The sequence below is a fragment of the Nocardia sp. FBN12 genome (assembly GCF_054031145.1).
The window spans coordinates 5,620,034-5,644,021 of the sequence record NZ_CM132926.1 but is presented as its reverse complement, the minus strand read 5'-3'; the positions used below and the strand labels follow the sequence as shown (position 1 = coordinate 5,644,021).

The following is a 23,988-nucleotide window of genomic DNA, read 5'->3' as shown; positions in this document are numbered from 1 at the left end:
CGAGCCAACCCGACTCGATCGCGATCGCAAGGCGCCAACGCTCCGTAACCCGGGCCTGGGTCTGGCCAAAATCGCGGGGAGGCGGAACAGTACGCCACGTCACACGGCCCTAACTTCGGTGTTGTCAAGGCGCAACACCTCGCGCGCACGATTCGTAGATGAGCGGGGAAACGCAGTTCATCGAGGTGCACGGGTATCGCCGGGCGTTCCGGATAGCTGGCACGGGTCCGCCGCTGCTGCTCATCCACGGCATCACCGATAGTTCGGGCACGTGGGCGCCCGTGTTCGACGCGCTCGCCGAGCATTACACCGTGATCGCGCCCGACCTGCTCGGTCATGGTGAATCGGACAAACCGCGCGGCGACTACGCCGTGGCGGCCTATGCCAACGGCATGCGCGATCTGCTCAGCATCCTCGGTATCGAGCGGATCAGCGTCGTCGGGCACTCGCTCGGTGGTGGAGTCGCGATGCAGTTCGCCTACCAGTTCCCGGAGAAGGTGGAGCGGATCGCGCTGGTGTGCCCGGCGGGGATGGGCGCGGGTGTGCATCCCGCGTTCCGGCTCGCGACGCTGGCGGGCGCGGGGCCGGCGCTGATGGCGATCACCAGCTGGCCGGTCCGCACCGCGGTGACCGCTGCTGTTCCGGTGGTCACCGCACTCGGTGGACTCGGCCTCGGTCCCGACGCCGAATACGTGCTCCGCCTCTACGGCCATCTCGCCGACTCCGGCGCCCGCAATGCCTTCCTGCGCACCATCCGCGCCGCCGCCGACCGCCGCGGTCAAACCATCACCATGCTCGACCGCGGCTACCTCGCCGCCCACCTCCCGACGTTGGTCATCGGCGGCACCCGCGACACCGTCATCCCGTCGGGGCACGCCGATCGCGCCCACCGCGCCTTCCCCGGCAGCCGGATCGAAATCTTCGCGGGCGCAGGCCATTTCCCGCACCACTTCGACCCCGACCGCTTCGTGACACTGATCCGCTCCTTCATCGAGGAGACCGACCCGGCCGTCTTCGACCCACTGCGCTGGCAACGAACGCTCCGCCGCGGCCGCCCGATAGTCGGGCTCCCGTCACCCGCGCCGTCGAACGAACCCACGCCGACAGCCGCACCGGTGCAAGCGGTTCGGCCCGCCTCCCCGCAGACGGTCGGTTCCGCACCCGCCTAGCGCCTGGTCCTAGGCCCGCGGGCTGATCGTGGGAGCCGCCGCACCCGCGCAGTCGCATCCGGGTGGGCCCGTGTTCACAGGTCAAGGATGATCCGATCCCGGTCCTGCGGATCAACGCGAATCGGAACAGTCTCTCCGACAATCATTTTCGGCTTGTGCACCGGCATCACATCCACCACGATCGTCCCGTGATAACTCGCGGCCCCCGGCACCGTGAGCTCCACATCGAACTCGGTCAACTCACTAGAGTGATCGGTCCGGCTCAACGGATGCACCCCATCGATGCGCGCCCACCCCTCGAGCCCGTGCTTGCGTAACCGCCGGTCCGCCCGCGTCGGCATCGAAGCCCACGTCAGCGCGATCCCGCAGGCCGTGCCGAACAACCCGACCATGATCATCACCTGATACGGCTGTGTACCGGGCTCCGCGTGCGGCGCCAGCCATGCCAACCACACCGCGAGCGCGATCAGATACCCCGCCACGACGCCCGCCAGCGCCTGCAAAACCCGACCATGATCCATCGCCGTCACCACCCAAGAGAAGCGATTACTCCAGAATAGGCGCACCCGCGCGACTTCTTCGATGTGCGAAACGGGCTGACCTGCACCGAGTGGCGCCCACGCCCGCGCGTTCGGCGCCGCTGCGACCGGCCCGTCTACGATTCGCCCATGAACTATCCGCCGCAGGGCTATTACCAGCGCCCGCCCGAGCACCCCCAGGCCACCACAGTTCTGATCCTGGGCTGCCTCGGCCTCGCCTTCTGCGGTTTCTGCGCCCCGTTCGCCTGGATCAAGGGCCGCAAAGTACTCGCCGAGATCGACGCCGCAGGCGGGCAGATCGGCGGCCGCTCCCAAGCATCCGCGGGTCATGTCATGGGTATTGTCGGCACGGCGCTGCTGGGAATCATGCTCCTCGCCATGATCGGCGGTATCGCGCTCATGATCATCAGCGCGGAAGCCGAGTCCGCGCGCTACTGACCTCCCGCCTAGCATGGCCCGGGTGAATGAACCAGAGGTCGCGGGCCCGACCGAGTGGGGCGAGCACCCGCACGGCCTCGGTCCGTGGGCGCAGGAATACGACACCCCGGTCCCCACCGACGCCCGCTACGACCCCGTCCTGCTGGCCGAGGGTGACCGCCGCAACGTCGTCGACGCCTACCGCTACTGGACCCGCGAGGCGATTGTCGCCGACATCGACGCCCGCCGCTTCCCCTTCCACGTGGCCATCGAGAACTTCGGCCACGACGCCAACATCGGCACCGTCGTCCGCACCGCCAACGCCTTCGCCGCCGCCGCCGTGCACATCGTCGGCAAGCGGCGCTGGAACCGCCGCGGCGCCATGGTCACCGACCGCTACCAGCATCTCGTCCATCATGCCGACCTGGCTGAACTGCGTGAATTCGCCGCCCGCGAGGGTTTGACGGTGGTCGCCGTCGACAACGTGCCCGGCGCGGTCCCACTGGAAACAGCGGACCTGCCACGTAACTGCCTGCTGCTGTTCGGCCAGGAGGGGCCCGGCGTCAGCGACGACGCGAAAGACGCAGCAGCCCTGACTGTTTCGATAGCCCAGTTCGGCTCTACCCGCAGTATCAACGCGGGCGTCGCCGCGGGCATCGCGATGCACGCCTGGATCCGCCAACACGCCGATCTGTCGGCTGCCTGGTAACGGAACGGGCACGGAATGTCGGTGCCACCTGGCACCATGGAGCCATGACCTCGCGCAGCGGCCGGCGCCCCCAGCCCTCTGATCGCGCCGGATCCGTGCCCACTCCGGCGCTGTGGTCCGAGCGTGCCGATATGGCCGAGTCCGCGATCATCTCGCGGCACCTGCGGACGCTGTGGGGTTGTCCCGGAACCGAATTGGGTGTTGTCGGCTGGCCCGCCACCCGCCGCGAACGGGCCTTCGCGGGGTGGCACTACTGGTGGCAGGCGCACCTGCTCGACGTCGCGGTCGACGCCGCCAATCGCGTCCCCACCCCCGCCCGGCGCAGGCGCATCGGCGCGATCGCGCGCGGCATCCGGCTGCGCAACATCACCGGCTGGACCAACCGCTACTACGACGACATGGCCTGGCTGGCCATCGCCCTGGAACGCGCCGAGCGCACCCAGGAACTCACCTCGGCCCGCACCGGTCTGCTCGCCCTCGAGCAGAAGCTCTACGGCGCGTGGGCGCCCGAGGTCGGCGGCGGCATTCCGTGGCGGATCAAATCGGACTTCTTCAACGCCCCCGCCAACGGCCCCGCCGGCATCGCACTCCTGCGCCTCGGCCGGGTGGAGCGCGCGCGAGAGATGGCCGACTGGATCGACGCGACCCTGCGTGACCCCGAATCCGGCCTGATCCTCGACGGCATCCACCTACCCTCCGGCGAGATCGAACGTCCCGTTTTCAGCTACTGCCAGGGCGTCGTACTCGGTCTGGAAGCCGAGCTTGCCGTGCACACCGACGACGACGAACGCCACATCGAACGGGTCAGCAGACTGCTGGCCGCGGTGGAAGAACACCTGACCACCCGGCTGGTGATCAACGGTGGTGGCGGCGGTGACGGCGGCCTGTTCAACGGCGTGCTGGCGCGCTACCTCGCGGTGGTCGCCCTGATGCTGCCCGGTGCGGGCAGGCAGGCCGAGACCGACCGGCGCACCGCCGCGGCCATCGTCAAGGCCTCGGCGACCGCTGCCTGGGCCAATCGACTCGAGTTCGAAGGCGAGCCGCTGTTCGGGTTCGACTGGAGCAAACCGGCCAGACTGCCCGGCGGTACGGCGGGCGCGGGCAAGTTCACCGCAGGCGGTTCGGTGACGGCCTCGGCCGTGCCGGAACGCGATTTATCGGTGCAGTTATCGGGCTGGATGCTGATGGAAGCGGCCTACCAGGTGACCGCCGCCGGACTGTAGCTCAGCGCTCGGACTCGACCGCGATGCTCGGCTCGAGATCGTAGTCTTCGATCGGCTTCGCCATCTCCTGGCGGTAATGCCGGATGCCGAGGACGGTGCCGATGACCAGACCGACGATCAGCGTGCCGATCACGGCGGGCATCAGCCACGGCACTTGCTCGAGGAACTCGCCCGCGTAATACCCGATCAACAACAGCACCGGCGCCCAGATGATCGCGCCGAGCGTGCTGGCCACGGTGTAGCGCCGATGATCCATCCCGGCCGCGCCCGCCACCATCGGGCACAGTGTGCGCACCCACGGAATCCACCGGGCCACCAGCACCGCGAGGAACCCGTGCCGTTCGAGCAGATCGGTGACCTTGGCCAGATTCCTGGTGTTGATATACCGGCCGTTCTTACGCGCGACCAGGCGATGCCCGGTGCGCGCCCCGACGACATACCCCACCTGATTACCCGCGATCGCGGCGAGCATCGTGCCCACCGACAACGCCCAGACCTGCGCTTCACCATTGGCGTGCGAGGCCAGCACGATGCCCGCGGTGATCAGCATCGAGTCACCGGGCAGGAACAGCCCGATGATGAACGCGCATTCGAGAAAGACGAAAACCAGGACCACCGACCAGACCACAGCGGGGCCTGCCGAGATCAGCGGTTCGAAGCTGCCCACTGCGAGGGTCGACGGTACTGCGGTCACTGGGATCAGTGGGTCTCGTTCGTCGAAGCCGCCAGCTCGCCGCTCTGCGCCGGCGCGGCCGGTGCGTTGCGACGCTCGAGCATCTTCTTACCGACCGTGATGATCGCGGGCAGGATCGAGACGAACACGATCAGCAGGAAGATCGCTTCGACGTGGTCGCGGATGAACGGCACATTGCCGAGGAAGTAGCCGATGACCGTGACGCCGCCACCCCAGAGCACCGCGCCGACGATGTCGAACGCCACATACTTGCGGTAGCTCATCTGCGACACACCCGCCAGCACCGGCATGAACGTGCGCACGATCGGCACGAACCTGGCCAGGATGATGGTCTTGGGGCCGTGCTTCTCGAAGAACTCGTGCGTCTCGGTGACGTAGTGCTTCTTGAAGAACCGGCTGTCTTCCTTCTTGAAGATGGCCGGACCGATCTTGCGGCCGATCCAATACGCACACTGGTCGCCGGCGAAGGCTGTGAGGATCACCAACGGCACGAGCCACCAGATCGAGACCACCGGGTTCTCCTGCGCCGCCAGCATGCCGCCGGTGAACAGCAGTGAGTCACCCGGCAGCAACGGGAACAGCAGACCCGTCTCGATGAACACGATCGCCAGGATGGCGGGCAGAACCGCGTTCTTGAGCCAGGTTTCCTGGAGTAGATACATCGGGTCCAGCAACTGGGTCAACGCAAGGTTGTTCGTTACCGCATCGGATACCGCCAGCAAAGTCACGGCCCCCACAGTACCGGTCCGATCTGTGACATGAGTGCCCTGCGGGTGAACCTCGCCCCACCGGGTAATTCCTCGTTCGCCTTCCTGATTTAGGGTGTGGCCTGACAGAATTGGTTTTTGCTCCCCACAAGACGGAGGTCACTGCTGTGCCTATCGCGACCCCGGAGGTCTACGCCGAGATGCTCGGCCGGGCCAAGGCGCACTCGTTCGCGTTCCCGGCTATCAACTGCACGTCGTCGGAGACGATCAACGCCGCCATCAAGGGCTTCGCCGACGCGGGCAGTGACGGCATCATCCAGTTCTCCACCGGTGGCGCCGAGTTCGGCTCGGGCCTCGGCGTGAAGGACATGGTCACCGGTGCGGTGGCACTGGCCGAGTTCGCGCACGTCGTCGCCGCGAAGTACGACGTGACGATCGCGCTGCACACCGATCACTGCCCCAAGGACAAGCTGGACACCTACGTGCGTCCGCTGATCGCGATCTCGCAGGAGCGCGTGAACAACGGCCTGAACCCGCTGTTCCAGTCGCACATGTGGGACGGCTCGGCCATCCCGATCGACGAGAACCTCGAGATCGCCAAGGAACTGCTGAAGGCCTGTCAGTCGGCCAACATCATCCTCGAGGTCGAGATCGGTGTTGTCGGCGGCGAGGAAGACGGCGTCGAGGCCGAGATCAACGACAAGCTCTACACCTCGCCCGAGGACTTCGAGAAGACCATCGAGGCGCTCGGCGCGGGCGAGAACGGCAAGTACCTGCTCGCCGCCACCTTCGGCAACGTGCACGGTGTGTACAAGCCGGGCAACGTGGTCCTCAAGCCGGAGGTGCTGGCCGAGGGTCAGCGCGTCGCGGCCGCGAAGCTGGGCCTCGAGACCGGTGCGCAGCCGTTCGACTTCGTCTTCCACGGTGGTTCGGGCTCGCTGAAGTCCGAGATCGAGGACTCGCTGCGCTACGGCGTGGTGAAGATGAACGTCGACACCGACACCCAGTACGCGTTCACCCGCCCGATCGCCGGTCACATGTTCGGCAATTACGACGGTGTGCTGAAGATCGACGGTGAGGTCGGCAACAAGAAGGTCTACGACCCGCGCAGCTACCTGAAGAAGGCCGAGACCTCGATGGCCGAGCGCGTCACCGAGGCCTGCAACGACCTGAAGTCGGCCGGTCGCTCCGTCAGCGGTTCCTGATTTTCGCACCAACCTACGGGGCCCGAGCTCATGAGTCTTGATGTCCGTGTGCTCGGGCCCGTTCGACTGCTCGTCGGCGGTGAGCCGGTAGCGGTCGGCGGGCCCAAGCCGCGCGCTCTCCTTGCCGCGCTCACCGTCAACCGGCGGCGCGCGGTGTCTTCTGCTGTGCTCGCCGAGATGGTCTGGAACGAGGACCCACCGGATTCCTACGCCGCCAGCCTGCAGGTGTTCGTGTCGAACATCCGCAAGGCGATGCGCAACGCTGGGATCGATTCGGCGCAGGTGCTGCGTACCGAGGGCGCGGGGTATCGGCTCGAAATCCCGGATACCGCTTGCGATCTCGGCCGGTTCGAGAGTGCGCGCGAAGCGGGTTCGCGCTGTCTGGACGTGGGCGACCATCCCGGTGCGGCCAATCTCTTCGGTGCGGCGCTGAAGGAATGGACCGGGCGGGCACTGGCCGACCTGGCAGGCCTGCAGTTCGCCGACGGGTTCGCCACTGCCATGAACGAGGAGCGGTTGCTCGCTGTCTCCGCGCGGGTCGATGCTGAAATCGCCTGTGGGCGAGCGTCTTCGGTGATCGGCGAGTTGGTGTCGATGACCAACGAGCATCCGCTGCGTGAGCCGCTGTGGGGGCAGTTGATCACCGCGCTGTATCTGTCCGGGCGGCAGGCGGATGCGTTGGAGGCTTGCCGGCGGGTGCGTGGGGTGCTGGCCGAGGAGCTGGGGATCGATCCCGGTGCGGCGCTGATCGAGCTGGAGCGGCAGGTGCTGCGGCAGGAGCCGTTGAATGTGTTGGCGGCCAGGCGATCTGATCAGGTGGCTGCGGCGATGACCGAGACGGTCACCGAGGTTCCGCAGTCGATCCGGAACGGGAATCTGCGGTTCGCTGATGGGCGTACGCTGCCGATTCCGCACGGGGGCATCAGGATCGGTCGGATGACGGACAACGAACTGGTGCTCGATGATCCGAAGGCCAGTCGGTATCACGCGCACATCATGCCCAGCCGGGCTGGGTTGCTGATCAAGGATTTGCACTCGGCCAACGGGGTTTACGTCAACGAGGTGCCGATCGACAATGGGGCGTTGCTGGCCGATGGGGACGTAATTCGTATCGGTGGAACTGTTTTGGTGTTTATCGCGGTGAAGTAGACCGGGGTTTGGTAGTCCGGGACGCGCTGGCTGTGTTTATTGGCGCGCTGGCGCGCGCGTGTCCGCGGCCCCGAGGGGCCGCCGGTTAGCCACCGGGGCTTGCTCCTTCGTCGCGTACGCCCCGGCGGCTAACCGGCGACCCGGCCGCGGACCGGCCACTTCGTGGCCGTCCCTCCCTAGGGGTCGGGAGTGCGGTGGTTGGGTTGGGTGGGTTGTTGAAGACGGGGACCGACAGCGTGCGCAGGGTTGCATCACCGCGGTGGCTTCGCAAACGTCGGCGACCAGGCGCAGGGCGGCGGTGTCGACCAGGGACGCTGTGCACCGGCCGGGTGTGCGCCGTGGGTGTGAAGGCCGGGACCGGCTGGTGTGCGGGTGGCTGTTAGGTCAGGCGGATTTCGGCTGCGGCTCGGCCGAAGAGTTTGCGGCCCTCGGAGACTCCGCTCAGCAGGACGGTTGCCGCGCGGCGGTCGGGGTCGACGGACTTGATCTTGCCGGAGAACTCGATGACACCTGCTTCGGCGGGCGGGACCGGAACGAATCCCGAGAAGCGGACGCTCAGTTTCTCGATGGCGGTCGGGTCGCCCAGCCAGTCGGTGAGGTACTGGGCGGCCAGGCCCATGGTGAGCAGGCCGTGGGCGACCACGGTGGGCAGGCCGGCCAGTTCGGCGGCGCGGTCGCTGAAGTGGATGGGGTTGGGGTCGCCGGAGACGCCCGCGTAGTTGGCCAGGTCGCCGCGGGTGAGGCGGGCGGTGGCGGGCGGGAGTTGAGTGCCCTTGGCCAGGGTGTCGAATTCGGGGGTGGTGTTGACCGCGACGGTTTCGCGCGGGGCGAGTGCGGGGGCGGGGCCGGTGTGGCGGATCAGCTGGTCGCCGGCGCCGACGTCGGCGATGGTGCCGGGGCGCGGGTGCATGCTGATGTTCTCGACGGCCTCGACGATATTGGGGTCCACCTCGACACCGCGGCGGGCCACGATGGTGGTGGTGCCCTGCACGGCGACCTGGTCGTGCTGGTTGCGCAGCTTGAAGCCGACGTTGATGAAGTCGTTGTCGCCGAACTGGCGGATCGACTCGATCTCGATCTCGGTGCTGATCCGGTCGCCCGCCAGCATCGGGTGGAACAGCTCGAAAACCTGGTCGGTCTGCAGTACCTGCGACAGGTCGTACTCGGTGAGTACGCCGTCGAGCAGGGCGCGGGTGGCGGTCATGCCGATCACCGAGGCGAAGGTCGGCGGGGCGATCACCCCGTCGTAGCCGAGCTTGCGCGCGTCGACTTCCTGCTGATGGGCGGGGTGCAGATTCTGCACCGCCCTGGCGAATTCCCGGATCTTCTCGCGGCCGACTTCGTAGTGATCGCGGAAGGCGAAGCGCTGACCGACCAGCGTCGCATCCGGGACCACAGCATCGATGTCCGGCTGCACCACTGTCTGTTCCCTGCTCATGATCCGGAAAACTTTACTTGTTTACCCATCTGGATCACCAGTTATGTGTGACCCGTCATACCAGGCAGAACTGCCCGGTATGACGGGTCGAGGACCTCCTACGGGGTTCCCGCGGGGTCACACACCTTCCAGCTGCCATCGGTGCGCTGCAGGTCGAACGTCCGCGCGGTCCGCTTCGACGGATCCGCGGAGGTGTACACCGTGGCCTGGGCCAGTGCGGTGTCGCCGGTGATCCGCACCGCGTCGACGCTGTCGACCACCGGGATGGAACCGCGCTCGGTGGAGACCTCGTGCACGCCCTTGAACTGTTCGGGGGTGATGCCCTGATAGAACGCGTGCAGCTCGCCACACGTGCTTGTTCGCAGGTCCTCCAGGTCACCGCTGCGCAGCGCGTCGGTGTAATCACCGATCACCGCCTTCACCTGGCCCTCGGGCGAATCGTCCGCACCGCCCATCAACGCCACTACCGACGCGATCAAGGCAACGACCAGCACCGCGGCGCCGCCCGCGGCCAACAGCCACTTCTTGGACCGCTGGGCCCCCGGCTCCCCGGCAGTCTCGCCCTGCTGGGCTCCGATCCGCTGCGGCGGCGCCACCTGCCGCGGCCCCTCGGACAACTGCTGCGCGGGCCGAGTCGGCTGAATATCCGCGGGCGAAGGCGCCGACCCCTCCTTCCGTAGTGGCGCGCCAGGCCCTTGCTGACCTGAGCCCTGCGGACCGCGCGCGGCTCCTTGCTGTCCGAGCCCCGCTGGTCCGTGTTGACCGGCACCCGCGATGCCCTGCTGACCCGGGCCTGCGGGGTGCTGGCCGGCGGCGGTGGGGCCCTGCTGACCCTGGTCTGCGGGATGTTGGCGGGGACCCGCGCTGCCCTGCTGCCCCGGCCCTGCGGGGTGCTGGCCGGGACCGGCCGGGCCTTGCTGGCTTGGGCCTGCGGGGTGCTGGCCGGGCGCGGTAGGGCCTTGCTGGCCGGGGCCGGGCTGGCCGGCCTGCCGAGGTCCGGCAGGTCCACGCGGCGTATTCGGCGGCGGCGTCATCGCGGGCCGCCCACCCGCAGGCGGCACCACCCGATCGGTCCCACCCGGCCCCGTGTTCTTCGGCCGCTGCACCGGCATCGCAGTGGTCGGCGCATCCGCCGAACTCACCACCCGCATCGCCACGGTCTGGTCCTCGGAAGCAGGGCCCACACCCTTCGCCCCACCGGTCTGGAACTTCTCGGTGGCGTCGACGTCAGCCGACTTGCCGCCCCGCGAGACACCTTCTCCCGCAACAGCATCGGCCGCCGCGCTTCCGGCTTCCGCCGCACTAGCTGCCGTGCCGCTGGCCGTGCTGCCGGCTGTCGCGCTTCCGGCTGCCGCGGCACCTGCTGCCGTGCCGCTGGCCGTGCGACCGGCTGCCGTGCCACTGGCTGTCGCGCTTCCGGCTGCCGTGCCACTGGCTGCCGCGCTTCCGGCTGCCGTGCCACTGGCTGCCGCGCTTCCGGCTGTCGCGCCACTGGCTGCCGTGCCGCTGGCCGTGCTGTCGGCTGCCGTGCCACCGGTCGGCTTGGCAGTGGACTTTGCGCCATCGTCTGCTGTGGCACTGGATTTCGAGACATCGGATCTTGCGTCACCGGACCCTGCGCCCAGGGACCCTGCGTCGTTGGACCCCGCGGCACCGGGCCTTGCGGCCGAGCCCGACTGCTGTGCCGTATCGGTAGCCACGGCCGGATCGCCGCTCTGTCCTGTGGTGGCAGCCGAATCAGCTTCGGCCGCAGCATCGTCGGGGGTTCGCGTGAAGCTGTCGTCGTCCTGCGGACGGGTACCAGAGCGGCCATCGGCATTCGGAGTCGAGCCCTGCGAATCCGGCGCCTCGTCGGATCCGCTGCCCGATGCCGTGGCACCCGCCGCGGCGGCAGCACCGGCAACCGCACCGGCCGCAGCCGCACCGGCAACCGCACCACGTGCGGTCGCGTCCGGTGCGGATGTCGTATCCGACTCCGCATCCGACAACCTTGCGAGTTCAGCCCTGGTCATCCCGTGAGTCGGCACATCGGCTTGAGTCGACTTCGCCTGCGCGCCACCCATTTTCACCGTGCGGTCATCCGCCGAACCGTCGCGTTCCGCAGCCGCGTCTCGTCCGGGAATCGGCATCGCGGTTGTCGCCGCATCGGGTCCGGCGAGATCGGCACCCCGCTCGTCACGAGGCGGTGCTTTCGAGTCGTCCGGTCGACCGCCCGGCAACCCCTTCGACAACCCGGCCAACGGCGAGGCGCCTCCCGCCGAATCCTGCTCCGCTGGTCGCCCTCCCGGACCCGTAGGGGCATTCGCTTGCCGGCTGGCAGGCGATCCGCCGGGCCCAGCAGGCCGCGCTCCATCACTCCCATTGCCTGGCCCACCCGGTTGCCGAGCGCCGGGCGCGCCGACAGATCCGCCCCCGACCCGAGGCCCACCACCCTGCTCCGACCCCGGCCCGCCGCTCGGTCCGCGCCCGGCCTGCGACCCACTGCCCTGCGGCGAGCCCGGTCCACCACCTGGCCCGCCCCCGACCCGAGGCCCACCGCCCTGCTGCGAAGCTGGCCCGCTGCTCGGTCCGCGCCCGGCCTGCGGCCCACTGCCCTGCGGCGAGCCCGGTCCACCACCTGGCCCGCGTCCGGCTGGGGGCCCACCTGCCTGCTGCGAACCCGGTCCGCCGCTCGGTCCGCGTCCGGCTGGGGGCCCACCTGCCTGCTGCGAACCCAGCGGTCCGCGCCCGGCCTGTGGCCCATTGCTCTGTGGTGAACCCTGCGCACCGCCCGGACCGGTCGGCCGCTGCCCGCCCTGGTTCGAATGCTGTTGTGCGCCAAGCTGATTGCCCGGTCCACCTGGAGGTTGCGCGCCGGCGGGGTTGCCGGGTTGTCCCGCACCGGGGCCACTGCCCGGTCGCGCCGCACCGGGCGTGAACCCTGGCCGCCCCCACGACGGCTGCGATCCCCGACCCGAAGGCTGTTGTCCCGCAGGGGCATTGCCAGGCCGGGCGGGACCCTGCCCTTGGCCCGGTGCGGTGCCGGGGCGTCCACCGACGGCATTACCCGGCAGATCCCCTCGCCGGATCACCACCGTCTGATCGGAACCCGCAGGCGGCCTCGTCGCGCGGTCCGGCTGGGTGACCGACTCCGGTGCGCCGGGAGGGGACGCGGACGAATCGTCACGCTGGCCGGGCGCGCCGGTACCGGCAGACTCTGCTGCCGGGTTGTTCTCGTCGGTCGGGTCGGACACCTCTGTACCCCTCGCTCAGGCTCGAACTCTGCACTCTGCGCTCAGCCTAATAGGCACTGACCCGAAGCGGCCCCAAGTCTGATGCGCATGGTCCGAGCGAAGGCGGAGGCACACCCGGCAGGCACCGGCGCGAACGGCGAAGACAGGTCTGAGGGCGGCGTCCGGTGGAGTGCTGCGGCGGGCCGGTCGGCGCCTGTCGGACCCTCGGTGCACAATGAACCCATGACCTCCTTCGGTGACTTGCTCGGACCGCAGCCGGTCCTCCTCCCAGAACTGATCGACGCCGAAGACGCCATTGCCGCGGGCACCGACCCGGTCGAGGTCGCCGCGCAGCACCCGGCCGCATCGATCGCATGGGCCCAGCTGGCAGAGGCCGCGCTGCAGCGCGCGGGCGGCGAGGTGAACCACGACACCGTCGCCGCGTACGCCTTCGCCCGCACCGGCTACCACCGCGGTCTCGACCTGCTGCGCCGCAACGGCTGGAAGGGTTTCGGCCCTGTGCCGTGGAGCCACGAACCCAACCAGGGCTTCCTGCGCAGCGTCGGCGCGCTGGCGAGTGCCGCGAAGACGATCGGCGAAACCGAGGAATACGCGCGCTGTCTCGATCTGCTCGAGGATTGCGATCCGCGCGCGGCGAACGAACTCGGCCTGGACTGAGTCAGCGGTCGGGGCCGAGACGTAGGTGAGCGAGCACAAGCCGTTTGTCGCCGTTGCCACGCCGGTAGTCGCGGCCGCCAAGGTCAGCACCGTCGGCCGGTACCGGGCTTCGGTCGAGCGCTTGCGTCTCTCGGCGATCCCGATCATCCAGTGCGCCCTCGGCGCCGCACTGGCCTGGTTCATCGCCCACAACCTCGTCGGCCACATCGAACCGTTCTTCGCGCCGACCGCCGCGGTGGTCTCCATCGGTGTCTCGTTCGGTGCGCGGGTACGCCGGTCGGTGGAACTGGTGGTGGGTGTCGCGGTCGGCATCGGCATCGGCGACCTGTTCATCGCCCAGGTCGGGACCGGTGTCTGGCAGGTGGCCCTGGTGGTCGGCGGCGCCATGGCGGTGTCGGTCTTCCTCGGCAGCGGCGCGCTCATGACCATCCAGGCAGCGGGTTCGGCCGTGCTGGTCTCGACCTTGAATCAGGCGCCCGGCGCGGGCCCCAACCGCATGATCGACGCCTTGATCGGCGGACTCGTCGGCGTCCTGATGGTCGCGCTGATCCCGCTGCACCCGGTCCGCCGTGCCCGCGAACACGCCGCCGACGTGCTGTCGGTGATGAGTAAATCGATGATCACCTGCGCGGAGGGCCTGCTCGAACAGAACTCGACCAAGGTCTCCGACTCGCTCTCGGCGGTGCGCGACACTCAGCCCCAGATCGATGCCTTACGCGATGCACTCGCCGGCGGCCGCGAGATCAGTCGCATCTCACCGCTGTACTGGAATTCCCGAAAACGCTTGGAACGCATCCACAACGCGGCCGACCCACTCGACAACGCCGTCCGCAATACCCGTGTGCTGCTTCGCCGTTCGCTCACCCTGGTCCGCGACGACGAGGTCCTCGATCCGCGCCTGATCGACCTGGTCGATCAGCTGGGCCACGCCACCGACGTGGTCCGCAAGATGATGCTGGCCGACCCCGGCGAGCAACCCGATCAGGCCGAGGCCCTCAAGTCGGTGCGCAGTGTCGCCAAGGGCGCACGCCCCGAACTCGTTGTCGGAGCGGGACTCTCGGCGCACGTGGTGTTCGCGCAGATCCGCTCGATCGTGGTGGATCTGATGGTGGTGTGTGGGATGCAGCGCATCTCGGCGATCGCGCTGCTCCCACCCACCGTGCCCAATCCGTATGTGACGCCGGAGGAATGACTCAGTCGCCGACCGGTGAAACGCGCGGGCGCCCCGGTCGCAGCGAGAAACGCTTGCGGTCGAAATCCCACGCCCGGTAGATCGGCCACTGCGAGGTGTGCATGATCCACGCGCCGGTGATCACCGCGCGATGGAACGGGACGATCGCATAGCCCTGGTTGGCGATGGTCTGCAGCCCGCGCAACTGGTACTTCCACCACACGTCCGGCGGGGTCTTGCGACGGCGCGCGGAGATCTCGGCCCGCAAGACAGGCAGCTGATCGATCCGCAGCTTCGCCTTCGACAGGCACAGCGCCAGGTCGAGGTCCTCGTGTAGGTCGCGACGGGTCGTGGTGGCCGAACGCACCTGCTCCCACGCCGAGCGCCGGATCGCCATGTTGGCGCCGTGCACATTGCCGACGGGCTGGGTCTTGATCATCCCGAGCCGTTCCTGCCCGCTGATCGCGGCGGCGAGGAAGATGCCGATCGGGGAGTCGTGATAGGTGCTGATCCCGGTCACCGCCATGGTGTCCGGGTAGGCGTCGAGGTGGGCGCGCACCGTGGCGCCCCATTCGGGGGAGACGAGGGTGTCGGCGTCGATACGGCCGAGATAGTCGCCACGAGCTTTGTCGAAGCCGGTGTTGCGAGCGAACGCGACGCCGGGTTGCGGCTCGGAGATCAGCTCGATCTTGGGATAGCGGGTGGCGAGTTCGGCGACGATCTCGCGGGTGTTGTCGGTGCTGCCGTTGTCGACAACGACGATCTCATCGATCGTGTCCTGCCCGACAAGGCACTCGAGGCACGCGGTGATGCCCGCTGCTTCGTCGAGTGCCGGAATGATGACGGACAGGACAGCGGACGATCCGGTGGAGCTCATACGCAATTTCCGTTCCAGGGTCGATTATGACCCGAGGCTATCAACGCCAGAAACGGGTCAACTGGCCACCATAGGCGGCCCACACCTCAGGTACCCCGGAGAGTTCGAACAATGCGTAAACCCCGTTGAAGAACACCTGACTCAGCGGGGTGAAAAAGATGACAGCGAACAGAATCAACATGCCGTAGGGCTTGATCTGATCGAGCGAGCGCCGCGTCTGGTAGCTCAGCGACGGCTCGATGACCCCGTAGCCGTCCAGACCCGGTACCGGAAGAGCATTCAGCAGAAACGCCGTGATCTGCAGAAACGCCAGAAAACTGAGCCCGCACCAGAACGCCGGGTGCTCCTGGACCGATCCGAAAGCCCGGATCACGATCAGCAGCACCACCGCGCACAACGCGTTCGACGCGGGCCCGACCGCGCTCACCAATCGCTGCACACTCGATTTGAATCGCGTCGTATCCACATATACCGCGCCACCGGGCAGCCCGATTCCGCCGAGCGCGATGAATACCAGCGGCAGCACGATCGAGAGCACCGGGTGGCTGTATTTCAGCGGATTCAGCGTGAGATACCCACGCACCTCCACCTCGTGATCGCCCGCCCGCCACGCCACATAGGCGTGCGAGAACTCGTGCAGGCACAAACTGATGATCCAGCCGAACACCACGAGCAGGAAAACGCCGACCTTGGCGCGCACCGAATCGATATCGGCGTCCCAGGCGATTGCACCGCCGCCCACGGCGATCAGCACGATCAGCAGGAAGACCGGGCTCGGCCGGACCGCGCTGTGCCCGGACCGCCGATCCGAGGGGAAGGAGTAAGTCATCGCACCAGTAACCAGGGTTGTTCGAATCGATAGAAGGTTGATCGGGGAACCGTGCGTTCGGCGGTGATCCCGTCGCGGGTGACCACGGCCCGCGGGGTGCCGAGCTGGGCGGCGCGACCGGACACCCAGGTGCGCTTGCGCAGGCCTTTGCGTACTCGCGCGCGGACACCGGGCATGGTCATCGTCGGCGAGATCAGCATCGTGGTGACCTTGCCGCTGAACAGCAGCGTGTCGTCGACGTAGGCTTCGCCCTCGAGTTTCGCGCCGTCGACGCCGGTGATGCTCGCGCGGCCGACCAGCACGGTGCCGGTGTCGTCGCGGATCAGCGGCGTCTCGATCGCCCGGCCCGCCACCGCGCGCTTCGCGGCGCCGTTACCGGTGCCGGTCTGATAGACCCGCGAGGCGTAGGTCGCGTCGACCGGCACGAAACCGACTTCGACGTGCAGCCGCTCGGTACGCATCAAATGGGTGAGCACGGCGGCGAGCGAGGCGTCGGCGCCGAGCACGATCAGGCGCGGCAGGCTGTCGGCGGCCAGCACCGGAAGTAGTTCGTCGATCACCGCGACATCGGGGACACGCCCGGTCTGGGTGTTGGGTAACGAGGAGAGTGCGATCGGGACCGGCATGTCACCGCATCGGAGAACGTGGGTACTCAAACCGTGCCTACACCCTCCTCGGTCACGCAAACTCACTGCCGACTGGTAACCGTAACCGATCAGGGCAGTGCCGGTAGGCCGGGGTCGGGGCGCTCCGACAGGACCCGATCAGGCGTCGGCTAGACTGTGTCTCCGGCCACCGCCTCAGTGATAGACGCGCAGCGTCTACGGCAGGTAGCTGCAGTGCTGCACGCGCTGCCGTCGATCTGTAGGAGACTCCGAAATGCCGGCAATCGTCCTCATCGGTGCCCAATGGGGCGACGAGGGTAAGGGCAAAGCTACAGACCTGCTAGGCGAGCGGTTGCAGTGGGTGGTCCGATACCAGGGCGGCAACAACGCCGGCCACACGGTGGTGCTGCCCAACGGTGACAAGTTCGCGCTGCACCTGATTCCGTCCGGCATCCTCACCCCCGGTGTGAAGAACGTCATCGGCAACGGTGTCGTCGTCGACCCGGGCGTGCTGCTCGACGAACTCGCCGGTCTGGAAGAGCGCGGAGTCGATACCTCCGGCCTGCTGCTCTCCGCTGACGCGCACCTGATCATGCCGTACCACGTGGCCATCGATAAGGTCACCGAACGCTTCCTCGGCAACCGCAAGATCGGCACCACCGGTCGCGGTATCGGCCCTTGCTACCAGGACAAGGTCGCTCGCGTCGGCGTCCGCGTCGCCGACGTGCTCGACGAGAAGATCCTCACCCAGAAGGTCGAAGCCGCCCTGGAATTCAAGAATCAGGTACTGGTCAAGATCTACAACCGCCGCGCGCTCGACCCGCAGCAGGTTGTCGACGAGGTGCTCGAGCAGGCCGAATCGTTCAAGCACCGCATCTCCGACACCCGGCTCGAACTGAACCTGGCGCTCGAGCGGGGCGACACGGTGCTGCTGGAAGGTTCGCAGGGCACGCTGCTCGACGTCGACCACGGCACCTATCCGTTCGTCACCTCGTCCAACCCGACCGCGGGTGGGGCCGCGGTGGGTTCGGGTATCGGGCCGAACAAGATCGACACGGTGCTCGGCATTCTCAAGTGCTACACCACCCGCGTCGGTTCGGGTCCGTTCCCGACTGAGCTGTTCGACAACTTCGGTGAGTTCCTGGCCAAGAACGGTGGCGAGGTCGGTGTCACCACCGGTCGTGCGCGTCGTTGTGGGTGGTTCGATGCGGTGATCAGCCGGTACGCCACTCGGGTCAACGGGGTTACCGACTACTTCCTCACCAAGCTGGATGTGCTGTCCGGGCTGGACACTGTGCCGATCTGCGTGGCGTACGAGATCGACGGTAAGCGGGTCGAGCAGATGCCGACGACGCAGACCGAGTTCCATCACGCCAAGCCGATCTACGAGGAGCTGCCGGGGTGGTGGGAGGACATCTCGCACGCTCGCACGTTCGAGGAGTTGCCCGCCAACGCGCAGGCGTATGTGCTTCGGCTGGAAGAGCTTTCGGGTGCGCGGATTTCGTGCATCGGTGTGGGGCCGGGGCGTGATCAGACGATCGTTCGGCATGATGTGCTTGCTTGATGTGCGGCTGAAGTAGTGGGGAGGTCCGGTGCCGGTTGTGGCGCCGGGCCTTTCTTGTTTGGTAGCGCCAGGGCGGGTTGGTATGGCAGAGCTCGGGTAGGGCTGCGGGCTTCGGGGTGGCCGGTGTGGCTGGGAGCGCGGTAGGGCTGCGGACTTCGGCGTGGGCGGTGTGGCTGGGGTGGGTCATCGTGGACCTGGGGTGGCGCGGTGGGGTTGGGAGTTCGGGGCATCGTGGACTTGGTGCTGGTCCAGGCTGTGCGCGGGGGGTGATGTCTTATCGCTATCGATTTGTAGCATCCGGCTGGCAAACGTTATCGTTCGCGGGCGGCGCGCGGGGACGTGTCGCTTTCCTTGAACTTGTTAGTGGGTGTCGGCGTGATCCGTCGGTCTGTAAATGTGAACTCCTCGACGGTGCGGCGGATCTCTCGCCCGGTTGTCGGGGTCCTGCCGATGGCGTTGGCCGTTGCTTGCGCTGGTGTGGCTATCGCGGTGCCGCAGCCGGGTGTCACCCAGCCGCCGGTGCAGCCGGGTGTCACCACCGAGCAGCCTGCCGACGACGGTGGTCGCTCGGATCTGGCCGAGTTCGACGGGCCGGACACTCTCGGTTACCTGAAGCCTGAACAGACGCGTCCGGTCCCGGAGTACACCACTCCGGCCCCGCCGATCGTTGTCGAGGAACTCCACCTGCCCGAGCCGGTCGAGCCCGTCGCGCCGATCGCCCCGCCCGAGCGGACGCTGCGCATCGGCGACTTCACTTCCCCCGTCCCCGACGATGTCCCGGACGACATTCTCGGCGACGTCAACGGCACGGCCGCGAACATCGAGGCCGCCATCGCTACCCAGGGCCGCTCGGTCGGCATCGACCCCAGCCGCTCGGACAAGATCGCCGCGGCGACGGTCGGCGGCGCGCTGATCGGTGCCACGGTCGTCGGCGTGCCCGCGGCGACTGTCGGCGCGGTTGGTGGTGGCCTCGCCGGTGCGGCTGTCGGCGCAGGTGCTGGATTCGTGGTCGGCGCGGTCACGACCGGCACCGCCGGTGCGATCCTCGCGGCCGCTGCGGCGGTGCCGACCGGCGGCGTGGGCTCGCTCGCCGTTCTCGGAGCCACTGCCGCGGCGACAGCGGGTGCCACTGGTGCCGGTGCGTTGATCGGAGCAGGCGTCGGTGCGGCCGCGGGTGCCGCGGTCCTCGGCATCCCCGCTGCGACTGTCGGTGCGGTCGGTGGCGGTGTCATCGGTAGCGTCGTCGGCGCGACGGCCTTCCCCGGCGGTGCCCACCAAGGCGCACCGACCAACCCCGCCGAACAGCTCGAGGCACTGGTCGACGACCAGCTCGCCGACATGCCCTGCCCCCAGCTCCCGGAGCTGCCGCAGGTCCAGCTCCCGCAGCTCCCGCTGCCCGCGGGCCCGCAGCTGCCCGACTGCCCCTGCGAGGACTGACATCTTCGCCGCGACGGTCGATCTGATCCGTCGCGCAGCGCCCGGTCCTGTCGGAATTCTGGCAGGGCCGGGCGTTCGGTCTACCCGGTGCGGCGCGAACTTGCGTGATCGGGCAATTGCACGATCGCCATGCGCCAGGGTGCACTCGGCAATCACCTGTGTGGCGAGTAGCGTCGAAACGGGTCTCGGACGGAGGTGGATGGTGGCGGTACGTGGCGGGTTCGCCGTGGCGGCGTTGCTTGCATCGGCGGTTCTGTCCGGGTGCGCCGCACCCGATGCACCGCCGCCGCCGACCACCGCCGCCCCGGTCAAGTCGGTGGTGCCGCCCGCGCAGACCCTCGCCCCGACGCAACAGCGCAACGAGCGTATTCGCGGGATGCTGTACACCGTCGGTTGCACCAGCAACAGCTGTGTTCAGGTCTACTTCGCCTGCCTGGACGGCTATCTCACCGGAGAACCGTGCCAGTTCTTCCGCGACCACCCGCCGCCGCCGTGAGCTGACCGAACTCGATCTCGGCTGTCACACAGCTAGCTGATTATGTTGTGCGGGTGAGGAATTCGCCGACAGCGGGGGCGAGGATCGAGATCTTCGGGTTGTGGCTCACGCCGTGGAGTTCGGCGAACTTCGCGTTCGGCAGCACCTCGGCGGCGGCCTTCGAGCCCTTGATGAGCAGCGGTGCGGTCCGGTCGCCCGCGAGCACGAGCACCGGAACCTCGACACCCCGCCAATCGGCCGGATTCAGCTTCTTCCCCTGCATGTACGGCTTCATCACGGCCCAGTCGTGCGCGGTCGAATTCGACGTTGCCGCCAGCGTTTTCCAGAACGGTGTCACCCGCATCGCCGCCACCATCAGCAACGGCATCCCCATCGCCTTGGTCATGTAGTACCGCACGGTCTTCCCGCGATCGCCCGCCGCGATCATCGGGTGCAGCTTGGCCTCCAGATCCTTCGGCGGCACATGGCCTTTCGTGTCGACCACGAACGGCGGCTCGAAGGCCACCACCTCGGTGACACCGGGCACCGATTGCGCCGCCAGCAGCGCGAGCGCGGCACCGGAGGACCAGCCGAACAGCGCGGCCTTCCCACCCGCGGCCTCGACCAGCGCCGCGATATCGGCGATCTCATTGGCCACGTCGTACACGCCGGGGGAGTCGGCACTGTCCCCGCGTCCGCGCCGGTCGTAGTTCAGCACCGTCAGCCCGTAGTCGTCGGCCAGCGTCTGCGCGAGCTCGACCATCGTCGGGAACGCGCGGTAACTGAACGCCCCACCGATCAGAACGACGGTCCCCGCGGTCCCCTCGCCGATCCGGTCGTAGGCGATCGTGGTGCCGTCGGCCGACGTCACAGTCTGCATGGGGAATTCCTCTCGATAACGGGCCGCCGCGCTCGACGGTACGCGATCACCTCGACCGCAGGTCCGCGTGGGTTTCGCGCCTTCCTCGAACTCGACAAGTGATTTCGCGAGCACATGGGTAACTTCCCAGGCAGGGGCTGACTGAGCCCCGTCCAAGTCTGGCCGCCGACGCAAGTTCCCTCTAGCCCAGGTCTGGCCGAAAGTCGCGGAGAGGCGGGCTAGAACAACATCGGTTCGCCGAATCCCGGCGTCCGTTCGATCTCCAACAGCCGCGCCTTGGTCCCGATCCCGCCCGGCGCCGAGAATCCGTGCAGCGCGTGATCGGCGGCGAGCACCCGATGGCACGGGATGATGAGCGGAACAGGGTTGCGCCCCAACGCTTGTCCGACAGCCTGCGCGGAACCGGGAGCGCCGAGGCGACTGGCGATATCGCCGTAGCTGAGGGTGTGGCCTGGGTCGATCTCGCGCGTCACCGCATAGACAGCGCGATGGAACTCCGGCACCCCGTGCAGGTCGACCTCGATCCAGCGCAACGCGTCGAGCGCGCCATCGAGATGGGCGCGAATTCCCGCGATCGCCTCGACGATCACGGGCCCCGGTGCGCTCTCCGGCACCGGAGCCCCGCCGAACGGCCGGGTGATCCGCGCGAGCGTCTCCTCTTCGCTGGCCTCGGGTAACTGGAACCGGACAACGGCGTCACCGTGCCAGGCGATAGCGCACAGCCCGATAGCGGTGTCGAACAGTGCCGAGACCACCGTCTCGGTCTGCGTCGAGTCACTCATGATCACAGTGTGCGCCGACCCACCGACAAAGACACGCTCACGCGGCGAGCGACCCCGGCTGCGTGTCGGTAGGGTCCTCTTTAAGGCCAGTTGCAGATAACTGGACTGCATTGTCATCGACATCGTGGGCTCGCATCGCGTCCAGTTCTCGATACAGCCGCTGCTCATCATAGGTGCCGAATGCCCGGTCATGCGGCAGATATTGGAACGGCCAGAACGGCAGCTCCCCCTTCTTCGGGGAAAAGTGGTAGACCGCCAACCCGAAGGCAACGGCAACGGCGAGGGCAAGGAAAGTGGTCATGTCAGTAAGAATCTCCCCACTGGCCTTGCCTAGAAATATCCACTTAGGGAATACTGGACTTTATGGCGACAAGAGTGATCGGCGCGGCAGGCTTGGCTCGCGACCTCGGCCGGTGGCGCGACCCCGAAACCGGCGGCGATGCCGAACGCCGCCCGCACCGCCCCGCCTATCTGGCCCTGGCCGAGGCCATCCGGCTGCTGATCCATGACGGTCGCGCCCCACTCGGCGTCGCGCTGCCCAGCGAGCGCGATCTGGCGGGCACCCTCGGCGTCAGCCGCACCACCATCACCTCCACGTACGCACTGCTGCGCGAACACGGCTACTTGATCAGCCGCCAGGGCTCCCGCAGCACCGTCGCGCTGCCACCCGCGATCCAGCACGACGGCGCCAAGCCCAGCCGCGGCATCATGGCGCTGATGGCGCAGCCGGAACTGCCGACCATCGACATGACCTACGCCGCGATGCCGGCGTCGCCCGAACTTCACGACGCGTATTCCATTGCACTGCAAGGTATCCCGTCCTACCTCGGCACACATGGCATGGACCCGGTCGGTATCCTCGCGCTGCGCGAAGCGCTGGCCCGCCGCTACACCGCGCGCGGCCTGCCGACGGAACCGGAACAGATCCTGGTGACTCTCGGTGCGCAACACGGACTTCGGCTGCTTCTCAACGTGCTGGCCTCACCCGGCGCGCGCGTCCTGATCGAGCACCCCTCCTATCCGAACGCCATCGAAGCCATCCGCGATGTCGGCGCCCGGCCCATCCCGATTCCACTGCGACCCGAATTCCCCGACGCCGGTTGGGATCTCGAAGGCCTGCGCAGCACCGCGAGGCAAACCGCGGCCACCCTGGCCTACCTGGTCCCCGACTTCAACAACCCGACCGGTCTGCTCCTCAACGCGGAAGGCCGCGCCGAACTGGCCGCCATCGCGCGCGACACCAGGATGACCGTCGTCGTCGACGAGTCGATGAGCGAACTCGGCCTGTCGGATGGCGCGATGCCCCCGCCGGTCGCCGCGTTCGCGAAGGGCTCCGAGATCGTCACCATCGGCTCGGCGTCGAAGTCGTTCTGGGGTGGCCTGCGGGTCGGCTGGATCCGTACCAATCAGCCATTGATCACCAAGCTGCTCGGAATACGCTCCACCGTCGACCTCGGCACGCCCGTGATGGACCAGCTCGCCACGGTGCACTTGCTCGAAAACGCCGAACCCATCCTCGAACGCCGCCGCGAACAGCTGCGCACCCAGCGCACCGCCCTGCTCGACGCCGTCGCCGAAGAGCTCCCCGGCTGGCACATAACAGTCGGCGCCGGCGGCATGTCGGTGTGGGCCCAGCTTCCCAGCCCGGTCTCCACCGCACTCGCCGCCACCGCACCCAATCACGGCGTATTGCTCGCCGCCGGACCACGTTTCGGTGTCCAGGGAGCGTTCGAACGGTTCATCCGGCTGCCCTACACCCACCCCGAGGCCGAGCTGCGTATCGCCGTCAAATCCATCGCCGCGGCCTACGACGCACTCACCCCACGCGCCGCCGACCCGCTTCAGCCGCTCACCTGCTACTGAACGCGCACGGGTCGGGCGCGACGGATGCCGGTTCGGGACGGACGGTTTCGTACCCCACCCCGAACATGAACAGCACCGATGCCACCAACCCCACCGCGGTCAACGGCACCGCGACAGCGCCACGTTCGGACGGATAGCGGAACAGCAGCACCAGCAAACAGAGCAGCGAGACGGCGGCGGCCAGCAGGAGCCCGGCCGCGAGCCCGTTCAGCACGCTCACCATCACGGGCACCGGTGCCGTACTGCGGCAATGTGATTCGGCGATCTGACCTTCGCGATTGTCGAACAATCCTTCGGCCAGGATGAAGCACAGCACCGCCGTGCCGAAGGTGGTGACCGCGATGAGGGCGGCGAGCACCTTCGGT

The 23,988-nt window shown here is 67.9% G+C and carries 24 protein-coding genes; 12 read left to right on the top strand and 12 right to left on the bottom strand.

The window, feature by feature from the left end:
• Window positions 1-158: 158 nt before the first annotated feature.
• A complete protein-coding gene (locus ACWZHB_RS26650; protein ID WP_427904527.1) occupies window positions 159-1,169 on the top strand; it encodes an alpha/beta fold hydrolase in 1,011 nt (336 codons plus the stop codon).
• Window positions 1,170-1,243: 74 nt separating this feature from the next.
• Here the strand turns inward: ACWZHB_RS26650 and ACWZHB_RS26645 are convergent, their stop codons facing one another.
• Window positions 1,244-1,690 carry a hypothetical protein gene (locus tag ACWZHB_RS26645; protein ID WP_427909307.1) on the bottom strand — a complete coding sequence of 149 codons (447 nt, stop codon included), beginning with the start codon at window positions 1,688-1,690 and terminating at the stop codon, window positions 1,244-1,246.
• A gap of 147 nt (window positions 1,691-1,837) precedes the next feature.
• Here ACWZHB_RS26645 and ACWZHB_RS26640 point away from each other — a divergent pair, with 147 nt between their 5' ends.
• From ACWZHB_RS26640 to ACWZHB_RS26630, 3 genes are all read left to right on the top strand, one after another.
• Window positions 1,838-2,146: a DUF4190 domain-containing protein gene (locus ACWZHB_RS26640; protein WP_427904526.1), complete on the top strand. Its 309-nt coding sequence runs from the start codon at window positions 1,838-1,840 to the stop codon at window positions 2,144-2,146.
• A 13-nt stretch (window positions 2,147-2,159) separates the two neighbouring features.
• A complete protein-coding gene (locus tag ACWZHB_RS26635; protein WP_427904525.1) occupies window positions 2,160-2,834 on the top strand; it encodes a TrmH family RNA methyltransferase in 675 nt (224 codons plus the stop codon).
• 131 nt (window positions 2,835-2,965) lie between these two features.
• Complete coding sequence (locus ACWZHB_RS26630) at window positions 2,966-4,057, top strand: glycoside hydrolase family 76 protein (protein ID WP_427909306.1); 1,092 nt, start codon at window positions 2,966-2,968, stop codon at window positions 4,055-4,057.
• Between the two features lies 1 nt (window position 4,058).
• On the opposite strand, the gene ACWZHB_RS26625 is transcribed toward ACWZHB_RS26630, so the two are convergent.
• Together ACWZHB_RS26625 and ACWZHB_RS26620 are read right to left on the bottom strand one after the other, a co-directional pair.
• On the bottom strand, window positions 4,059-4,751 hold the full coding sequence (locus ACWZHB_RS26625) for a DedA family protein (protein WP_427904524.1): 693 nt from the start codon (window positions 4,749-4,751) through the stop codon (window positions 4,059-4,061).
• 5 nt (window positions 4,752-4,756) lie between these two features.
• A complete protein-coding gene (locus ACWZHB_RS26620; protein ID WP_427909305.1) occupies window positions 4,757-5,413 on the bottom strand; it encodes a DedA family protein in 657 nt (218 codons plus the stop codon).
• Between the two features lie 212 nt (window positions 5,414-5,625).
• On the opposite strand from ACWZHB_RS26620, the gene fbaA reads away from it, so the two are divergent.
• Window positions 5,626-6,663 carry a class II fructose-bisphosphate aldolase gene (gene fbaA / locus ACWZHB_RS26615; protein WP_427904523.1) on the top strand — a complete coding sequence of 346 codons (1,038 nt, stop codon included), beginning with the start codon at window positions 5,626-5,628 and terminating at the stop codon, window positions 6,661-6,663.
• A gap of 30 nt (window positions 6,664-6,693) precedes the next feature.
• A complete protein-coding gene (locus ACWZHB_RS26610) occupies window positions 6,694-7,812 on the top strand; it encodes a BTAD domain-containing putative transcriptional regulator (protein WP_427904522.1) in 1,119 nt (372 codons plus the stop codon).
• 379 nt (window positions 7,813-8,191) lie between these two features.
• Here ACWZHB_RS26610 and ACWZHB_RS26605 read toward each other — a convergent pair whose 3' ends face one another.
• Together ACWZHB_RS26605 and ACWZHB_RS26600 are read right to left on the bottom strand one after the other, a co-directional pair.
• On the bottom strand, window positions 8,192-9,250 hold the full coding sequence (locus tag ACWZHB_RS26605) for a fused (3R)-hydroxyacyl-ACP dehydratase subunits HadA/HadB (protein WP_427904521.1): 1,059 nt from the start codon (window positions 9,248-9,250) through the stop codon (window positions 8,192-8,194).
• Window positions 9,251-9,348: 98 nt separating this feature from the next.
• Entirely contained in the window at window positions 9,349-11,379 is a 2,031-nt protein-coding gene (locus tag ACWZHB_RS26600) for an Rv0361 family membrane protein (RefSeq protein WP_427904520.1), read from the bottom strand.
• 1,326 nt (window positions 11,380-12,705) lie between these two features.
• On the opposite strand from ACWZHB_RS26600, the gene ACWZHB_RS26595 reads away from it, so the two are divergent.
• Complete coding sequence (locus tag ACWZHB_RS26595) at window positions 12,706-13,140, top strand: DUF3151 domain-containing protein (RefSeq protein ID WP_427904519.1); 435 nt, start codon at window positions 12,706-12,708, stop codon at window positions 13,138-13,140.
• Window positions 13,141-13,165: 25 nt separating this feature from the next.
• On the top strand, window positions 13,166-14,332 hold the full coding sequence (locus ACWZHB_RS26590) for an FUSC family protein (protein WP_427904518.1): 1,167 nt from the start codon (window positions 13,166-13,168) through the stop codon (window positions 14,330-14,332).
• 1 nt (window position 14,333) lies between these two features.
• Here the strand turns inward: ACWZHB_RS26590 and ACWZHB_RS26585 are convergent, their stop codons facing one another.
• From ACWZHB_RS26585 to ACWZHB_RS26575, 3 genes are read right to left on the bottom strand one after another with little or no spacing between them, the layout of a single operon-like run.
• Window positions 14,334-15,188 (bottom strand): glycosyltransferase family 2 protein, encoded by an 855-nt coding sequence (locus ACWZHB_RS26585; protein WP_427904517.1) that lies wholly within the window; start codon window positions 15,186-15,188, stop codon window positions 14,334-14,336.
• Between the two features lie 40 nt (window positions 15,189-15,228).
• Window positions 15,229-16,017, bottom strand: coding sequence for a site-2 protease family protein (locus ACWZHB_RS26580; protein WP_427904516.1), 789 nt, complete (start codon window positions 16,015-16,017; stop codon window positions 15,229-15,231).
• Window positions 16,014-16,643: a hypothetical protein gene (locus tag ACWZHB_RS26575; protein WP_427904515.1), complete on the bottom strand. Its 630-nt coding sequence runs from the start codon at window positions 16,641-16,643 to the stop codon at window positions 16,014-16,016. The genes ACWZHB_RS26580 and ACWZHB_RS26575 overlap by 4 nt, the downstream gene beginning before the upstream one ends.
• A gap of 253 nt (window positions 16,644-16,896) precedes the next feature.
• Here ACWZHB_RS26575 and ACWZHB_RS26570 point away from each other — a divergent pair, with 253 nt between their 5' ends.
• The 3 genes from ACWZHB_RS26570 (at window position 16,897) to ACWZHB_RS26560 (ending at window position 20,119) form a co-directional block, all read left to right on the top strand.
• Window positions 16,897-18,186: an adenylosuccinate synthase gene (locus ACWZHB_RS26570; RefSeq protein WP_378633609.1), complete on the top strand. Its 1,290-nt coding sequence runs from the start codon at window positions 16,897-16,899 to the stop codon at window positions 18,184-18,186.
• A 450-nt stretch (window positions 18,187-18,636) separates the two neighbouring features.
• Window positions 18,637-19,623: a hypothetical protein gene (locus tag ACWZHB_RS26565; RefSeq protein WP_427904514.1), complete on the top strand. Its 987-nt coding sequence runs from the start codon at window positions 18,637-18,639 to the stop codon at window positions 19,621-19,623.
• A gap of 199 nt (window positions 19,624-19,822) precedes the next feature.
• Window positions 19,823-20,119: a hypothetical protein gene (locus ACWZHB_RS26560; RefSeq protein ID WP_427904513.1), complete on the top strand. Its 297-nt coding sequence runs from the start codon at window positions 19,823-19,825 to the stop codon at window positions 20,117-20,119.
• Between the two features lie 40 nt (window positions 20,120-20,159).
• On the opposite strand, the gene ACWZHB_RS26555 is transcribed toward ACWZHB_RS26560, so the two are convergent.
• The 3 genes from ACWZHB_RS26555 to ACWZHB_RS26545 form a co-directional block, all read right to left on the bottom strand.
• Window positions 20,160-20,978, bottom strand: a complete 819-nt coding sequence (locus ACWZHB_RS26555) for an alpha/beta fold hydrolase (protein WP_427904512.1) — start codon at window positions 20,976-20,978, stop codon at window positions 20,160-20,162.
• Window positions 20,979-21,196: 218 nt separating this feature from the next.
• Window positions 21,197-21,760, bottom strand: coding sequence for a methylated-DNA--[protein]-cysteine S-methyltransferase (locus ACWZHB_RS26550; RefSeq protein WP_427904511.1), 564 nt, complete (start codon window positions 21,758-21,760; stop codon window positions 21,197-21,199).
• Window positions 21,761-21,797: 37 nt separating this feature from the next.
• Window positions 21,798-22,061 (bottom strand): hypothetical protein, encoded by a 264-nt coding sequence (locus ACWZHB_RS26545; RefSeq protein ID WP_427904510.1) that lies wholly within the window; start codon window positions 22,059-22,061, stop codon window positions 21,798-21,800.
• Window positions 22,062-22,123: 62 nt separating this feature from the next.
• Between ACWZHB_RS26545 and yczR the strand changes: the two genes are divergently transcribed.
• Window positions 22,124-23,623: a MocR-like transcription factor YczR gene (yczR, locus tag ACWZHB_RS26540; RefSeq protein WP_427904509.1), complete on the top strand. Its 1,500-nt coding sequence runs from the start codon at window positions 22,124-22,126 to the stop codon at window positions 23,621-23,623.
• Here yczR and ACWZHB_RS26535 read toward each other — a convergent pair.
• Window positions 23,610-23,981: a hypothetical protein gene (locus ACWZHB_RS26535; RefSeq protein ID WP_427904508.1), complete on the bottom strand. Its 372-nt coding sequence runs from the start codon at window positions 23,979-23,981 to the stop codon at window positions 23,610-23,612. The genes yczR and ACWZHB_RS26535 overlap by 14 nt on opposite strands.
• Between the last annotated feature and the right edge of the window lie 7 nt (window positions 23,982-23,988).

Coding starts and splice junctions, on each gene's coding strand:
- ACWZHB_RS26555 (WP_427904512.1), bottom strand. CDS start 20,978: ATGCAGACTGTGACGTCGGCCGACGGCACCACGATCGCCTACGACCGG.
- ACWZHB_RS26645 (WP_427909307.1), bottom strand. CDS start 1,690: ATGGATCATGGTCGGGTTTTGCAGGCGCTGGCGGGCGTCGTGGCGGGG.
- ACWZHB_RS26575 (WP_427904515.1), bottom strand. CDS start 16,643: ATGCCGGTCCCGATCGCACTCTCCTCGTTACCCAACACCCAGACCGGG.
- ACWZHB_RS26585 (WP_427904517.1), bottom strand. CDS start 15,188: ATGAGCTCCACCGGATCGTCCGCTGTCCTGTCCGTCATCATTCCGGCA.
- ACWZHB_RS26610 (WP_427904522.1), top strand. CDS start 6,694: ATGAGTCTTGATGTCCGTGTGCTCGGGCCCGTTCGACTGCTCGTCGGC.
- ACWZHB_RS26570 (WP_378633609.1), top strand. CDS start 16,897: ATGCCGGCAATCGTCCTCATCGGTGCCCAATGGGGCGACGAGGGTAAG.
- ACWZHB_RS26630 (WP_427909306.1), top strand. CDS start 2,966: ATGGCCGAGTCCGCGATCATCTCGCGGCACCTGCGGACGCTGTGGGGT.
- ACWZHB_RS26605 (WP_427904521.1), bottom strand. CDS start 9,250: ATGAGCAGGGAACAGACAGTGGTGCAGCCGGACATCGATGCTGTGGTC.
- ACWZHB_RS26635 (WP_427904525.1), top strand. CDS start 2,160: ATGGCCCGGGTGAATGAACCAGAGGTCGCGGGCCCGACCGAGTGGGGC.
- ACWZHB_RS26565 (WP_427904514.1), top strand. CDS start 18,637: ATGGCGTTGGCCGTTGCTTGCGCTGGTGTGGCTATCGCGGTGCCGCAG.
- ACWZHB_RS26640 (WP_427904526.1), top strand. CDS start 1,838: ATGAACTATCCGCCGCAGGGCTATTACCAGCGCCCGCCCGAGCACCCC.
- ACWZHB_RS26620 (WP_427909305.1), bottom strand. CDS start 5,413: ATGTATCTACTCCAGGAAACCTGGCTCAAGAACGCGGTTCTGCCCGCC.
- ACWZHB_RS26650 (WP_427904527.1), top strand. CDS start 159: ATGAGCGGGGAAACGCAGTTCATCGAGGTGCACGGGTATCGCCGGGCG.
- ACWZHB_RS26595 (WP_427904519.1), top strand. CDS start 12,706: ATGACCTCCTTCGGTGACTTGCTCGGACCGCAGCCGGTCCTCCTCCCA.
- ACWZHB_RS26545 (WP_427904510.1), bottom strand. CDS start 22,061: ATGACCACTTTCCTTGCCCTCGCCGTTGCCGTTGCCTTCGGGTTGGCG.
- ACWZHB_RS26550 (WP_427904511.1), bottom strand. CDS start 21,760: ATGAGTGACTCGACGCAGACCGAGACGGTGGTCTCGGCACTGTTCGAC.
- ACWZHB_RS26600 (WP_427904520.1), bottom strand. CDS start 11,379: ATGCCGATTCCCGGACGAGACGCGGCTGCGGAACGCGACGGTTCGGCG.
- ACWZHB_RS26560 (WP_427904513.1), top strand. CDS start 19,823: ATGGTGGCGGTACGTGGCGGGTTCGCCGTGGCGGCGTTGCTTGCATCG.
- ACWZHB_RS26580 (WP_427904516.1), bottom strand. CDS start 16,017: ATGACTTACTCCTTCCCCTCGGATCGGCGGTCCGGGCACAGCGCGGTC.
- yczR (WP_427904509.1), top strand. CDS start 22,124: ATGGCGACAAGAGTGATCGGCGCGGCAGGCTTGGCTCGCGACCTCGGC.